At 35.9% G+C, this 14313-nt stretch carries 9 protein-coding genes, 3 tRNA genes and 1 pseudogene; 8 read left to right on the top strand and 5 right to left on the bottom strand.

What is annotated here, in order from left to right; genetic code table 11:
- Positions 1-40 precede the first annotated feature (40 nt).
- Both B2145_RS15890 and B2145_RS15885 read left to right on the top strand, forming a co-directional pair.
- Positions 41-685, top strand: coding sequence for a DUF47 domain-containing protein (locus B2145_RS15890; RefSeq protein WP_291104446.1), 645 nt, complete (start codon positions 41-43; stop codon positions 683-685).
- A 29-nt stretch (positions 686-714) separates the two neighbouring features.
- Positions 715-2022 (top strand): inorganic phosphate transporter, encoded by a 1308-nt coding sequence (locus B2145_RS15885; protein ID WP_291104443.1) that lies wholly within the window; start codon positions 715-717, stop codon positions 2020-2022.
- 31 nt (positions 2023-2053) lie between these two features.
- Here B2145_RS15885 and B2145_RS15880 read toward each other — a convergent pair whose 3' ends face one another.
- The 3 genes from B2145_RS15880 to B2145_RS15870 all read right to left on the bottom strand — a co-directional run bounded on the left by B2145_RS15880 (position 2054) and on the right by B2145_RS15870 (position 6635).
- On the bottom strand, positions 2054-2563 hold the full coding sequence (locus B2145_RS15880) for a DUF421 domain-containing protein (RefSeq protein WP_291104440.1): 510 nt from the start codon (positions 2561-2563) through the stop codon (positions 2054-2056).
- Positions 2564-2611: 48 nt separating this feature from the next.
- The gene (gene rimK, locus B2145_RS15875) at positions 2612-3982 is read right to left on the bottom strand and encodes a 30S ribosomal protein S6--L-glutamate ligase (RefSeq protein ID WP_291104437.1); all 1371 of its coding nucleotides are present in this window, start codon (positions 3980-3982) and stop codon (positions 2612-2614) included.
- 109 nt (positions 3983-4091) lie between these two features.
- The gene (locus B2145_RS15870) at positions 4092-6635 is read right to left on the bottom strand and encodes an ATP-dependent Clp protease ATP-binding subunit (protein WP_291104435.1); all 2544 of its coding nucleotides are present in this window, start codon (positions 6633-6635) and stop codon (positions 4092-4094) included.
- A 259-nt stretch (positions 6636-6894) separates the two neighbouring features.
- Here B2145_RS15870 and gyrA point away from each other — a divergent pair, with 259 nt between their 5' ends.
- On the top strand, positions 6895-9519 hold the full coding sequence (gene gyrA / locus B2145_RS15865) for a DNA gyrase subunit A (RefSeq protein WP_291104433.1): 2625 nt from the start codon (positions 6895-6897) through the stop codon (positions 9517-9519).
- A 54-nt stretch (positions 9520-9573) separates the two neighbouring features.
- Positions 9574-10848 (top strand): tetratricopeptide repeat protein, encoded by a 1275-nt coding sequence (locus B2145_RS15860; protein ID WP_291104430.1) that lies wholly within the window; start codon positions 9574-9576, stop codon positions 10846-10848.
- Between the two features lie 51 nt (positions 10849-10899).
- Here the strand turns inward: B2145_RS15860 and B2145_RS15855 are convergent, their stop codons facing one another.
- Both B2145_RS15855 and B2145_RS15850 read right to left on the bottom strand, forming a co-directional pair.
- Positions 10900-11661, bottom strand: a complete 762-nt coding sequence (locus B2145_RS15855; protein WP_291104426.1) for a C40 family peptidase — start codon at positions 11659-11661, stop codon at positions 10900-10902.
- 71 nt (positions 11662-11732) lie between these two features.
- Complete coding sequence (locus B2145_RS15850; protein ID WP_291104423.1) at positions 11733-12911, bottom strand: acetyl-CoA C-acyltransferase; 1179 nt, start codon at positions 12909-12911, stop codon at positions 11733-11735.
- Between the two features lie 306 nt (positions 12912-13217).
- Between B2145_RS15850 and B2145_RS15845 the strand changes: the two genes are divergently transcribed.
- The 4 genes and pseudogenes from B2145_RS15845 to B2145_RS15830 all read left to right on the top strand — a co-directional run.
- A tRNA-Ser gene (locus B2145_RS15845) sits at positions 13218-13304 on the top strand.
- A 14-nt stretch (positions 13305-13318) separates the two neighbouring features.
- A tRNA-Pro gene (locus tag B2145_RS15840) sits at positions 13319-13393 on the top strand.
- 50 nt (positions 13394-13443) lie between these two features.
- A tRNA-Arg gene (locus tag B2145_RS15835) sits at positions 13444-13517 on the top strand.
- A 286-nt stretch (positions 13518-13803) separates the two neighbouring features.
- Positions 13804-14103, top strand: a pseudogene (locus tag B2145_RS15830) (ATP-binding protein); the annotation flags it as partial.
- Between the last annotated feature and the right edge of the window lie 210 nt (positions 14104-14313).

Below are 14313 nucleotides of genomic sequence, written 5' to 3'. Positions count from 1 at the left end.
ATAAAATAATAAAGTAAATTTGTTTTCTAAAATTAACAAAATGTCTATAAACAGTATCTTTCAATTTTTGGTCCCAAAGGACAAAAAATTCTTTCCTCTTTTTGAGGAAGCATCAGCTAATTTAGTTCAATTAGCTTCAATTTTGCATGAAGCAGTAAATCTTCCTTTGAAAGTTAGAGACGACCTTTTTACTAAAATAGATGAATTGGAGCAAAAAGGGGAAGACATAACACGTCAAACTAATCTTGAATTGAGCAGAAATTTTATTACTCCATTCGACAGGGAAGATATTCATTCATTGATTACTTCAATAGATAATGTGGCCGATAATCTTCATGGCGCATCCAGTAGAATGAGGTTATATCAAGTAGACAAGATCACCAAATCGATTAGAAAATTGACCGAGATTAATCTTGAAGCTTGTCAGAATATTGATTTTGCCGTGAAAGAATTGAAAAATTTCAAAAAGATGAAAAATATTACTGATGCTTGTTTAAGAATAAATAAGTTGGAAAGCAAATCAGATAGTGTTTATGATAAGGCGGTTTCAGATCTTTTTGAAAACGAAACAGATGCAAAAAATATTATCAAATACAAAGAAGTATTATCAGTTTTAGAAACAGCGACGGATAAATGCAAAAGCGTTGCCAGTGTTTTAGAATCTATTTCTGTAAAACATTCTTAAATCAATCTGTTTCCTCTGAAATTATTTTTATGGAATTTACCCTACTTATAGTTATTATAGTTTTGTCTTTGATTTTTGATTACATCAATGGGTTTCATGATGCTGCGAATGCCATCGCTACCGTTGTTGCCACAAAGGTGCTTTCTCCTTTTCAAGCGGTACTTTGGGCTGCTTTTTTCAATTTCTTGGCCTATTGGGTTTTTGGTTTTGGAGTAGCTGATAGTGTTGCAAAAACGGCTGATTCCAGTCATATTAATTTGGTTGTAATTCTTGCAGGCGTTATTGCCTCCATTATGTGGAATTTAATTACTTGGTGGCAAGGAATTCCTTCAAGTTCGTCTCACGCATTAATTGGTGGTTTTGCGGGAGCAGCAATTGCTCATGCCAGCTTAAATCACATGGGCTTCGATATTGTAAACTGGTACACAGCAGGAAAAGATGGCGGAATGCCCTCTGGTGTTTTAATAATTATTTCATTTATTGTTTTGGCGCCATTGATAGGATTAGTGGTATCCTATCTTATATCCATTTGGCTTTTGCACTCTTCCAAAAAAGGAATTGTTCCAAAATTGTTTACAATTGCCATAATGGCAATGACGATATGGTTTGTTTCAAGTAAGCTAATTTATGATGTTAAAGAACCTCGTTTTGACTCTGTTTTTTGGAGTGTTATTTGTGACCCACATAATATTAAATGGTTTTTAGTGGCATTTATTCTTTTATCAATAAGTTTTTTCTGTTTGATTTTCAGTAGTTTAAACCAAGTTCAATCTAGTGCTTGGCTTAGAAAAATGCAATTAATTTCTTCTGCTTCATTTAGCTTGGGACATGGTGGAAATGATTCTCAAAAAGTAATGGGAATTATTGCCGCAGCGGTTGTTGTTTATATTCATACCAGTGGTGTTGCCATGGAAAGTTTACCGTCATGGCTACATGTTGTCTTGCCTTCAAAAGGGGTAAATGGTGATGAAATCGCAGGTCAAATACCACAATGGATACCATTGGCCTGTTACACTGTAATTGCGGCCGGAACTTTGAGTGGTGGTTGGAAAATTGTAAAAACAATGGGAACTAAAATCACGAAAGTGACGCCTTTTGAAGGTGTTGCTGCCGAAACTGCCGGAGCCTTGACCTTATATTTTACTGAACATTTAAAAATACCGGTAAGTACGACCCATACCATTACAGGTTCCATCATTGGAGTTGGATTAACTAAACGGGTTTCGGCGGTTCGTTGGGGTGTGACTGTGAGTCTGATTTGGGCTTGGGTTTTGACCATTCCAATTACTGCTATTTTAGCAGCATCGGTTTACTATATTCTTACTATATTTTTATAGAATTTATCACAAAAAAAAAGTATCAGCCATTTCAACTTATCAATTTCTTTGTTCTTTTTATTCTTTTATAATGGGTTTGACGAAGATTGTTTTCACCAGAAATAATGCTGATATTGCCATCAATCTCTAATATTGCAAGTTTTACACTTGTAAAATGTTCAATACCATGTTCCCGCATCGCTTCTTTTAATTCATCGGAAGTGATGTTTAATTCACTTAATTTTTTAAAATCCAAATTCCCGTCGTAAATTAAAATTTCTGGCTTTTCTTGCATAAAATCATTGAATCTTTTGGACTTAAACATCAATTTTTTTAAGGCAAAATTGATGATAAAAAGTACAACAGCAGCTGCCAAACCTCCTAAAAGACTTGTGTTGTTTCCCACCATTGCATTTTGAACCGAATTGCTTATCAATAATATTAAAATTACGTCGGAAGTATTGAGTTGGGATAATTCTTTCTTACCAAAAATTCGCAAAGCAATAAGCATAAAAAGATATACTGATGCGCTTCGAATAATAATATCAAAATAAGGATTCATACTTTATTGTTTAAAGTTTCTAGTTGCCAGAAATACCAAATAAGATTATTATTTTAATTTAAAATTCTTTTCGATAGCGATAATCATTTCACCGGCAATGTCTTTGTTTGTGGCGCCCTCAATGCCTTCAAGCCCTGGCGATGAGTTCACTTCAAGCAATAATGGACCTTTTGAAGAACGGATAATATCGACGCCAGCCACTTTTAAATCCATTGCTTTGGCGGCACGAATAGCAATTTTTTTCTCTTCGGAGGTTGGTTTTATAATCGAAGCCGTTCCGCCAAGATGAATATTGGCTCGGAATTCACCCGGCATTGCTTCACGCTGGATGGCAGCAACTACTTTCCCATCGACCACAAACAAACGCAAATCTTTTCCGTTGGCTTCTTTTATAAATTCTTGTACCAAAATATTGGCATTCAAACTTTTGAAAGCATTGATAACACTCTCGGCAGCTTTTTTAGTTTCTGCCAAAACGACTCCTTTTCCTTGGGTTCCTTCGAGTAATTTTACGATTAACGGAGAACCGCCAACCATTTTTATTAAATCATTGGTATCCAAAGGCGAATTGGCAAAACCGGTTGTTGGAATATCAATTCCGCTTTGCAAAAGCAATTGTAAGGAGAATAATTTATCACGCGATTGCGTAATTGCTGTTGAAGAATTTAAACAATACACATTCAAAGCTTCGAATTGTCGGGTCAAGGCACAACCATAAAAAGTAATACTAGGCCGAATTCTCGGAATGATGGCATCAAATTGGTTCAATATTATACCGCCACGATAATGAATTTCGGGGGTTTTGGCATCCAGTTTCATATAACATTCCTTGATGTTCAAAAAATGCATTTCATGACCACGCATTTCGCCAGCTTCCATAATTCGCTTGTTGCTGTACAATTCCGGGTTACTTGCCAAGAGTCCAATGCGTAAACCAGAACTTGCCTTTTCGGAATTTTTATAAAGTTCTTTTAAATTATCTGTTGAGGGTTGTCCCAAAAGATATTTTTGCTCAGGGTCGACCAGAACTCTTCCGCTCATGGCTTCACGACCCAATAACATTCGAAAACCCATTGAATCTCGATTGGTCAAAGTCATTTCAATGAGCCATTTTGAATTTCCAATATCCAATGAAGTTTGTATTACGTAGCGCTGTTCTCTAAAACCGCTGGAGCTTTTCACTACTCTTTTATCTACTAAAGGAGTTTCACAATGGATTATTGTTTTGACATTGTTTTGGATGGGATTGATGTCAAATTTAACCCAATTTTGGCCATCCTTAATAAATGGAGCAATGTTAATGGCATGTAAAGCTGATGTTTTTGCACCAGAATCGACACGCGCTTTGATGGTAGGAATTCCTAATTCTGGGAAAGAACACCATTCCTCGCTACCCAATATGATTTTGTTAAGTGGCATAAATGAATTTATAAAGTATTAAATAGGGTGTAAATATATATTGAAATAAAGAATTATGGATATTAAATTACGGTTAAATATTCGGTTAAAGTGAAACAAAAAAAACCTACTAATTAGTAGGTTTTTCAGCTTTGTGCACATTCACGACAAGTTCTTGCGAAGTATCGTCCAAATCCATAAATATTTCGTCACCCGAAGCAATTTTAGAAGTAATAATTTCTTCGGCAAGCGCATCTTCAACATATTTTTGAATGGCTCTTTTTAGTGGTCTTGCGCCAAATTGTCTGTCAAAACCCTTCTCTGCAATGAATGCTTTTGCTTTATCGGAAAGAACTAATTGGTAGCCCAATTCTTTTACGCGATCATATAATTTTTTTAATTCTATTTCGATAATTAAATCAATATCGTGTTTTTCCAATGTGTTAAACACGATTACATCATCAATTCTATTCAAGAATTCCGGTGCGAAAGTTTTCTTCAAGGCGTTTTCTATAATACTTTTCGAATTTTCGTCGGCTTGTGCTACTTTGGCAGCAGTGCCAAAACCAACGCCTTGTCCAAAATCTTTCAATTGGCGTGCGCCAACATTCGATGTCATAATAATGATGGTGTTCTTGAAATCAATTTTTCTTCCTAAACTGTCAGTCAAGAAACCATCGTCCAACACTTGAAGGAGCATGTTGAAAACATCCGGATGTGCTTTTTCAATTTCATCCAAAAGCACCACGCAATAGGGCTTACGGCGCACTTTTTCGGTTAATTGTCCGCCTTCTTCATAACCCACATAACCTGGAGGTGCTCCAACTAATCGTGAAATGGAAAATTTTTCCATATATTCGCTCATATCAATTCTAATCAAGGCATCTTCTGAATCGAATAATTCTTTTGCCAGAACTTTTGCCAATTGGGTTTTTCCAACGCCGGTTTGTCCTAAGAAAATAAAGGAACCAATTGGTCGATTTGGATCTTTTAATCCAGCACGATTTCTTTGAATGGCACGAGAAATTTTCATTACAGCTTCGTGCTGTCCAATAACCTTGTTTTCAATAAGTTCAGGTAATTTAGCTAGTTTATTGCTTTCAGTCTGGGCAATACGATTTACGGGAATTCCAGTCATCATTGAAACTACGTCGGCAACATTGTCTTCCGTAACTTCAATTCGATTATTTTTCGCATCTTCTTCCCATTGTTCTTGGGCTATGGCTAAATCTTTTTCGATACGTTTTTCGTCATCGCGAAGTTTGGCCGCTTCTTCATATTTTTGTTTTTTTACGACTGAATTTTTTAATTCACGCACTTCTTCCAGCTCTCGCTCCAAATCCAAAATTTGTTTAGGAACATCAATATTTATTATATGAACTCTAGAACCCGCTTCATCTAAAGCATCGATGGCTTTGTCCGGCAAGAAACGCTCTGACATATATCTGTTTGTCAACTTAACACAGGCTTCAATAGCCTCTGGAGTATAGGTTACATTATGATGGTCTTCATATTTGTCTTTTATGTTATTCAAGATTGTAATGGTTTCTTCAACCGAAGTTGGTTCTATGATTACTTTTTGAAAACGTCTTTCGAGTGCTCCGTCTTTTTCAATATATTGACGGTATTCATCAAGGGTTGTCGCTCCAATACATTGAATTTCACCTCTTGATAAGGCGGGTTTAAACATATTTGAAGCATCAAGTGAACCGGCGGCTCCGCCAGCACCTACAATGGTGTGAATTTCATCAATGAAAAGAATGATATCATTGTTTTTTTCCAATTCATTCATCACAGCCTTCATTCGCTCTTCAAACTGTCCACGGTATTTTGTTCCCGCAACAAGACTAGCTAAATCAAGGGTTACCACGCGTTTATTGAATAATATTCGGGATACTTTCTTTTGAATAATACGCAAGGCAAGACCTTCGGCAATAGCCGATTTTCCTACTCCTGGTTCTCCTATAAGAAGCGGATTGTTCTTTTTGCGTCGGCTCAAAATCTGGGAAACACGCTCAATTTCTTTTTCGCGTCCCACGACAGGGTCTAATTTCCCTTCTTCGGCCATTTCTGTTAAATCTCTACCAAAATTATCCAGCACCGGTGTTTTGGATTTTTTATTTGATTTATTGGCTGGATTGTTAAAAGTTCCTTCTTTTAGACTGTCATCTTGTCCTGAATCCTCGTTGTATGAGTCGTTTCTTGGCAAGTTTTCTATAAAATCTTCTTCAGTTGGTGTCATATTTAGATATTGTTCTTTGGCTACATCATAATCAATATTCATTTTATTCAATAGCTTGGTTGTTGGATCGTTTTCATTTCTTAAAATACACAGTAATAAATGTGCTGTGCTGATAGAAGTGCTATGAAACACTTTTGCTTCAAGAAAAGTGGTTTTCAATGCACGCTCTGCTTGTCGGGTAAGGTGTAGATTTTTCTTTTCAATGTTGGTTTCTACATTAGGACTGGCAGGGCTTAGAATCTCTACTTTTCTACGTAAATGGTCTAAATCTACAGACAAATTATTCAATATATCAATTGCTTTTCCGTTGCCATCCCTTAAAATACCTAACATCAAGTGTTCGGTACCTATAAAGTCATGTCCTAATCGCAAGGCCTCCTCTTTGCTATAAGTAATAACATCTTTTACTCTTGGCGAAAAATTATCATCCATAATATATTGTATTTGTAATGTAAATTTAGTGAATTAGTGTTTGAAAAACAATAATCATTCCTTTTATAAACGAATGTCAGCTATTTGACAAAAAAGCAATGAAAAAAATGTTAAATTTCACTTAATTTATTAACGAAAAAAGAAGTGGAATTTGTTAATAAATCATTGAAATTAGAAATGAAAAACGTGTTAAAAAAAATCAAAAAGGTGTATATTAGCACGTTTTGAAACTAAAATAATTTTTTAAATATTACAACTTATGTCTGAAGGAGAAAAGTTAATTCCTATTAACATTGAAGATGAAATGAAATCAGCTTACATCGATTATTCGATGTCGGTAATTGTATCAAGAGCACTTCCTGATGTTAGAGATGGCTTGAAACCAGTACATCGAAGAGTACTTTACGGAATGTATGATCTAGGAGTAACTTCAAAATCTGCCCATAAAAAATCTGCGAGAATCGTCGGAGAAGTTTTAGGAAAGTATCACCCTCATGGTGACACCTCGGTTTATGACGCGATGGTTCGTATGGCCCAGGAATGGAGTTTACGCTATTTATTGGTCGACGGCCAAGGTAACTTTGGTTCTGTTGATGGTGACAGTCCAGCTGCAATGCGTTACACCGAAGCAAGAATGCGCAAAATTTCGGAAGAAATTATGGCGGATATCGAAAAGGAAACGGTTGACTTTCAGCTGAATTTTGACGATACTTTGTATGAGCCAAAAGTAATGCCAACTCGTGTTCCAACTTTATTAATAAATGGGGCAACGGGAATTGCCGTAGGTATGGCTACCAATATGCCTCCTCATAATCTTACCGAAGTTATCAACGGGACATTAGCCTACATTGATAACAACGAAATTGAAATTGACGAATTAATGACTTATATTAAAGCCCCGGATTTTCCAACTGGAGGTACCATATATGGTTATGAGGGAGTTCGCGAAGCATTTAAAACGGGTAGAGGGCGTATTGTTATGCGCGCCAAAGTTGGTTTTGAAGAAGTTGACGGCAGAGAATGTATCATCGTTACCGAAATTCCATACCAAGTCAACAAAGCAGACATGATCAAGCGTACTGCTGATTTGGTTAATGATAAAAAAATCGAAGGAATTGCCAATATTCGTGACGAATCGGATAGAAATGGTATGCGTATCGTTTATATCTTGAAACGTGATGCCACGCCAAACGTGGTTTTGAACACGCTGTACAAGTTTACGCAATTACAATCCTCATTCAGCGTCAACAACATTGCATTGGTAAAAGGGCGTCCACAAATGTTGAATCTAAAAGATATGATTCACTATTTTGTTGAACACCGTCACGATGTCGTAGTTCGTAGAACACAGTTTGATTTGCGAAAAGCACGAGAAAGAGCGCACATCTTGGAAGGTTTAATTATTGCTTCGGATAATATTGATGAAGTAATCGCATTAATCAAAGCCTCAAAAAATACCGAAGAAGCCAGAGAAAAATTAATCGAAAGATTCAAATTATCGGATATTCAGTCTCGTGCGATTGTCGAAATGCGTTTGCGTCAATTGACAGGTTTGGAGCAAGATAAATTAAGAGCAGAATATGACGAAATTATGAAGACAATAGAGCATTTACAAGCTTTATTGGATGATATTAATTTGAGAATAGCTTTAATTAAGGAAGAACTTATCGAAATCCGTGAAAAATATGGAGATGCTCGTCGTTCGCTAATCGAATATTCTGGTGGGGATGTTAGCATCGAAGATTTAATTGCCGATGAAAATGTGGTAATTACCATTTCGCACGCAGGTTACATCAAACGTACTAATTTATCGGAATACAAAACACAAAATAGAGGAGGAGTTGGACAAAAAAGTGCAGGAACAAGAGATCAAGATTTCCTTGAAAATATGTTTGTGGCTACCAATCACCAATACATGATGTTCTTTACCCAAAAAGGAAAATGTTTCTGGATGCGTGTTTATGAAATTCCTGAAGGAAGCAAAACTGCAAAAGGCAGGGCTATTCAAAACTTGGTCAACATAGAAAGCGACGACAAGGTAAAAGCATTTATTTGCACACAAGATTTAAAAGACCAAGACTATATTAAAAGCCATAACCTTATTATGGTGACCAAAAAAGGTCAAGTTAAGAAAACTTCTTTGGAGAAATATTCTAAACCTAGAGTTAATGGTGTTGCTGCAATTACTATCAAGGAAGGCGATGAATTATTGGAAGCAAAATTGACCGACGGTAAAAGTCAAATTATTTTGGCCGTGAAATCAGGAAAATTAGTTCGTTTTGAAGAAACCAAAACGCGTCCAATGGGAAGAACCGCTTCGGGAGTTCGCGGAATTACATTAAAAGATGATACCGATGAAGTTATTGGCATGGTTACTGTCAATGACATGAACAGTGAAATTCTAGTCGTTGCCGAAAATGGTTATGGAAAACGTTCCAGCCTTGACGAATACAGAATCACGAATCGTGGTGGAAAGGGAGTTAAAACATTGAACATCACTGAAAAAACAGGTAAATTGATTTCGATAAACGCGGTAACTGATGCGGATGATTTGATGATTATCAACAAATCTGGATTGACGATTAGAATGGCTGTCGAAGATTTAAGAGTTATGGGACGTGCCACCCAAGGCGTTAAATTAATCAACATCAAAGGAAATGATTCTATCGCGGCAGTTACTAAGGTAATGAAAGATGATGTGGCCGAAGTTGTTGTTGATGAGGATGGAAATGTCATAGAAACCGAAGCAATCGAAAGAGTAAAACCAGTCTTGGAAGCGCTTGAAGACGAGGGTGCCGACGAAGAGGATGATTCTGAAGAGGAAGACGAAGACGATGAGTCTGAGGAAGAAAATGATGAAGAGGACTCAGATGATGAAGCATAAACAATATTAAAATAGAAAATCAAGAATAATAATTAAATTAAAAACTAGAATGTTATGAAAAGTAAATATGTAATACTAGCGTCAGCATTATTGATATCAGTAGCTACTTTTGCTCAAAAAGATCAAATTAAAGCTGCCGAAAAAGCGTTGAAAGGTGGAAATTCAGCGGAAGCAGTAACCCTTTTACAAGGGGCTGAATCTCTAATTCCGAATGCAACTGATGCTGAAAAAGCCCAATTTTTCTTTGTAAAAGGAAATGCTTTGCTGGATTTGGCAAATAAAAACGTAGAAACAGGCAAAAATCTTTCTCTGGCTGCCAAAGCATACCAAGATTTATTGGCGGTTGAGAAAACTTCAGGAAAGAATAAGTATTCTTCTCAAGCCACTACTTCAATTATCGATATTAAATATAAATTGATAAATGCTGCCGTTGCAGATTCTAAAATAGATAAACATTTAGACAGCGCCCAAAAGTTATATGATGCTTATTTATTGGATAAAAAAGACACCATAAATTTATATTATGCGGCTTCGTCTTATGTAAATGCCAAAGAATATGATAAAGCACTTAAATTGTATGAAGATTTAAAAACATTGAACTATTCAGGCAAAGGAGTAAATTATTTTGCAACCAATAAATTAACAGGTGAAGAAAATAGTTTTCCTTCTGCACAGGAAAGAGATAAAATGGTAAAAATAACCACTCATGAAAAACCAAGAACAGAAATTGTTCCTTCAAAAAGAGGCGAAATTTACAAAAATATAGCCTTGATTTTAGTTCAAAACGGAAAAACGGAAGAAGCCAAAAAAGCAATTTCCGATGCAAGAAAAGCAAATCCAGAGGACACTTCACTGATTTTGACTGAAGCCAATTTATATTTAGAAACAAAAGATTTTGAAACATACAAAAAACTAATTGCACAAGCATTGGAAAAAAATCCAAATGATGCAGATTTGGTTTTTAATCTTGGAGTGATTAGCGCCAATGCAAAAAATCCAGTAGAAGCGGAGAAATACTATAAAAGAGTTATAGAAATCAATCCAAATTACATCAATGCCTATATCAACTTGGCAGCATTAAAGCTTGAAAACGAGAAGGTTATAATTGATGAAATGAATAAATTAGGAACTTCTGCCAAGGATATGAAGCGTTATGACGAGTTGAAAAATAAAAGATTTGATTTGTTCAGAAGTACTATTCCTTATCTTGTAAAGGCGGTTGAACTCAATCCAACAAATATTGATGTAGCCAAAACACTTTTAAATGTTTACAGTGCATTGGAGATGACTGCAGAGTATAAAGCCCTGAAAGGAAAAATTAAAGAATAACAACAATTTCACTTTTAGCAAAAAATCCCGATTTTAACAATCGGGATTTTTTTATATAATTTTTTTGATGACTCGAAGTTTATGCGTGTGTTTATTGGCTTCCGCATTATAAATTCCCAAATGATCCAGTCTATCGATTCTGACTTTTCCGCTGGCGTGGATGATATAATTATCCTCCATAATAATACCCACATGAATGATATTGCCTTCTTCATTATCAAAAAAAGCCAAATCGCCAGGTTCACTTTCTTCAATAAAACTCAAAGCTTCTCCTTGTGTCGCCTGTTGGGAGGCATCTCGCAGCAGTTTATATCCATTGAGCTTGTAAACCATTTGTGTGAAACCCGAACAATCAATCCCAAATGGGTTTTTTCCTCCCCAAAGATAAGGTGCATTTAAATACATAAATGCGGTATTTATTAAGAATCCTTTAGGCTTTGTACCACTATTTTTTGTTCCTTCAAAATTATAGTTCGAAGTATTTATCTCGCTATTATTTAAAAAAGAAAGCGAGGCTCCAAGAGGAATGGGCATTAATAAATTATTGGGTGCAGTAATATATTCAACCAAATCCCCGTTTAGAATAATTGCATCCTTGGACAATTGATCAAAATTTGATTCGGAAATTACCTGAAGTTGTTTAGAATCTATCCAACCCTCATAGTCATCATATTGCATCCTGATTCTGGACCACTGTTTTAATTGTTCCAAGATTTCAAAATGCTCGCCAAACAAAACTTGGGAAACGATTTCGCTTTTATCACTGGGTTCAAACCGAAGCGGGATTATGGCAAGATTACAAATTCCGAACATTTAAGTTGATTTATGAGTTAAGAATTATGAGTTATAAGTTTCAAAACCCATAACTCACAACTTATAATTATTTAGGCTCTTTCAATAACAATTGCCGAAGCGCCACCGCCACCATTGCAAATTGCGGCAGCACCGATCTTGCCATTATTTTGTTCTAAAACGTTCAGTAATGTAACTATAATTCTCACTCCGGAACACCCTAACGGATGACCTAAAGAAACTGCTCCGCCATTTACATTTATTTTTTTATCATTTAATCCCAGAATTTTTGCATTGGCCAACCCTACAACAGCAAAGGCCTCGTTAAATTCGAAATAATCAACATCATTTATCGTCAATCCTGCTTTTTCTAACGCTTTGGGAATTGCCTTTGAAGGGCTGGTTGTGAACCATTTTGGCTCTTGGGCTGCGTCGGCATAACTTCTAATATATGCCAAAGGTTTTAATCCCATGGATAATGCTTTTTCTTCACTCATTAAAACTACAGCAGCGGCACCATCATTTATAGTTGAAGAATTAGCTGGAGTCACAGTTCCGTCTTTTGTAAAAACAGGACTTAGCGATGGGATTTTATCTAATTTTACATTCGTGAATTCTTCATCTTTGGACACTATTATGGGGTCTCCTTTTCTTTGTGGAACTGAAACAGGAACTATTTCGTTGTCAAATTTACCAGCATCCCATGCTTTTGCGGAACGCTCATACGATTGAATAGCGAAGTTATCTTGATCTTCTCTGGTGAAATTATATTCCGCTGCGCATAAGTCAGCACACACGCCCATGGCATTATTATCGTAGGCGTCTACAAGACCATCCTTTTGTATTCCGTCAATCATTGTGGCAGGGCCAAATTTATAACCATTTCTCAGATTCATATAATGCGGAATCAAACTCATGTTCTCCATTCCTCCGGCAACGACAATTTCTGCATCGCCACAAAGAATTGCTTGTGCTCCAAACATTACTGCTTTCATACCGGAAGCACAAACTTTATTGACTGTTGTACAAGCCACAGTGTTAGGTAAACCGGCATATATAGCAGCTTGTCGGGCAGGGGCTTGGCCCACACCAGCCTGAACTACATTGCCCATAAAAACCTCATCAACTAATTTTGGATCTAATTGTATTTTATCTAAAGCGCCTTTTATGGCAACTGCGCCTAATCTTGGAGCAGCAACTGTAGATAATCCCCCCATAAAACTTCCGATAGGTGTTCTAACGGCAGAAACGATAACAACTTTTTTGTTCATGATATATAGACTGTTAGTTTATGTTGCGAATTTAATCATTTTGTGTAAATACTAAATTACAATTTTGATAATATTATACCATTAATGGTAGTAAATTTTTAATTTCGAAATTTTTCAGTCTACTTTTTAAATATTGTTTATTAAAAGAAAAATTTAAAGTGTATTTATAGAATAGCTATACATTTGATTTTTAATGATTTTGGTTTAATAATAAAAAAACATTTAAAAAAAGGTACTAATTAGTTGTAAAATATAGAATAGAAAGTTACATTTGCAACCGCTTAAAAGGAATATACGTTCTTAATTGGAGAGTTGCCTGAGTGGCCGAAAGGACATGTTTGCTAAACATGCGTATGGGTAACTGTACCAAGGGTTCGAATCCCTTACTCTCCGCTTTTTTTGCACTTCGGGGTGTAGCGTAGCTCGGTTATCGCGCCTGCTTTGGGAGCAGGAGGCCGCAGGTTCGAATCCTGCCACCCCGACTAATTTTTTGAAAACCTGCTTCTAAGCAGGCGGTCTTAAAATAATTAATGGAGGCATAGCTCAGCTGGATAGAGCACCTGCCTTCTAAGCAGGCGGTCGAAGGTTCGAATCCTTCTGCCTTCACAGAGAAACCCACTGATTTCAGTGGGTTTATTGGTTTTTATATGTGATTTATTTGTATATTTTTTTCACATTTTACAACATTTCTCCACCTTTTTGCATATAAAAATCGAAATAAAATTATTCAAAAAATAAACTGAAATACCTGAAGGATTTCCTTTAGTAATTCAGATTTCGCATTTAGGAAAACGCAAACGTAAAAATATTTGCTTCTATAAAGAATGCCTGATTCCATTACAAATCAAATATTGAAAATATCAATTTTGATGTATAGCGTAATCTTGACCGAAACATGGTACTACGTCTAGCAGAATGTGAATTTGTAGAAAAAAATGAAAACATTTTAATCACTGGAAATGCCGGTGTAGGTAAAAGCTATTGAGGTACCGCATTGGGTTATGAAGCCTGTATACAGGGCTTTAAAGTAAGTTATTTTAATACTTCGAAGTTGTTTGCTAAATTAAAAATGGCCAAATCAGATGGTTCTTACTTGAGAGAACTTGCCAAAATAGAAAGGCAAGAGGTCATTATACTTGGCGATTTTGGACTCCAAGCATTGGATAGTCATAATAGAATTACCATTTTATAAATCATTGAAGACCAACATAATAATGGTTCAATTATCGTTACCTCACAAATCCCAGTACAAGGATGGTACGATATAATTGAAGAAAAAACCATAGCTGATGCAATTTGGATAGACTTATACATCAATCTTACCGACTCGAATTACATGGAGAATCTATGAGAAAGAAAAGAGGTATATACAAAGGGTAATATTTTAAGTATATTTGAATAC

The organism is Flavobacterium sp. UBA5153 (genome assembly GCA_002413745.1).
GTDB lineage: Bacteria > Bacteroidota > Bacteroidia > Flavobacteriales > Flavobacteriaceae > Flavobacterium.
Note: the sequence above shows the minus strand (reverse complement) of the source record. Positions and strands in the feature narration are given on the sequence as shown.

What these genes read in the sequence shown, in the direction of transcription:
- B2145_RS15860 (WP_291104430.1), top strand. Translation starts at nt 9,574, where the DNA reads ATGAAAAGTAAATATGTAATACTAGCGTCAGCATTATTGATATCAGTA.
- B2145_RS15850 (WP_291104423.1), bottom strand. Translation starts at nt 12,911, where the DNA reads ATGAACAAAAAAGTTGTTATCGTTTCTGCCGTTAGAACACCTATCGGA.
- B2145_RS15890 (WP_291104446.1), top strand. Translation starts at nt 41, where the DNA reads ATGTCTATAAACAGTATCTTTCAATTTTTGGTCCCAAAGGACAAAAAA.
- rimK (WP_291104437.1), bottom strand. Translation starts at nt 3,982, where the DNA reads ATGCCACTTAACAAAATCATATTGGGTAGCGAGGAATGGTGTTCTTTC.
- B2145_RS15885 (WP_291104443.1), top strand. Translation starts at nt 715, where the DNA reads ATGGAATTTACCCTACTTATAGTTATTATAGTTTTGTCTTTGATTTTT.
- B2145_RS15870 (WP_291104435.1), bottom strand. Translation starts at nt 6,635, where the DNA reads ATGGATGATAATTTTTCGCCAAGAGTAAAAGATGTTATTACTTATAGC.
- B2145_RS15880 (WP_291104440.1), bottom strand. Translation starts at nt 2,563, where the DNA reads ATGAATCCTTATTTTGATATTATTATTCGAAGCGCATCAGTATATCTT.
- B2145_RS15855 (WP_291104426.1), bottom strand. Translation starts at nt 11,661, where the DNA reads ATGTTCGGAATTTGTAATCTTGCCATAATCCCGCTTCGGTTTGAACCC.
- gyrA (WP_291104433.1), top strand. Translation starts at nt 6,895, where the DNA reads ATGTCTGAAGGAGAAAAGTTAATTCCTATTAACATTGAAGATGAAATG.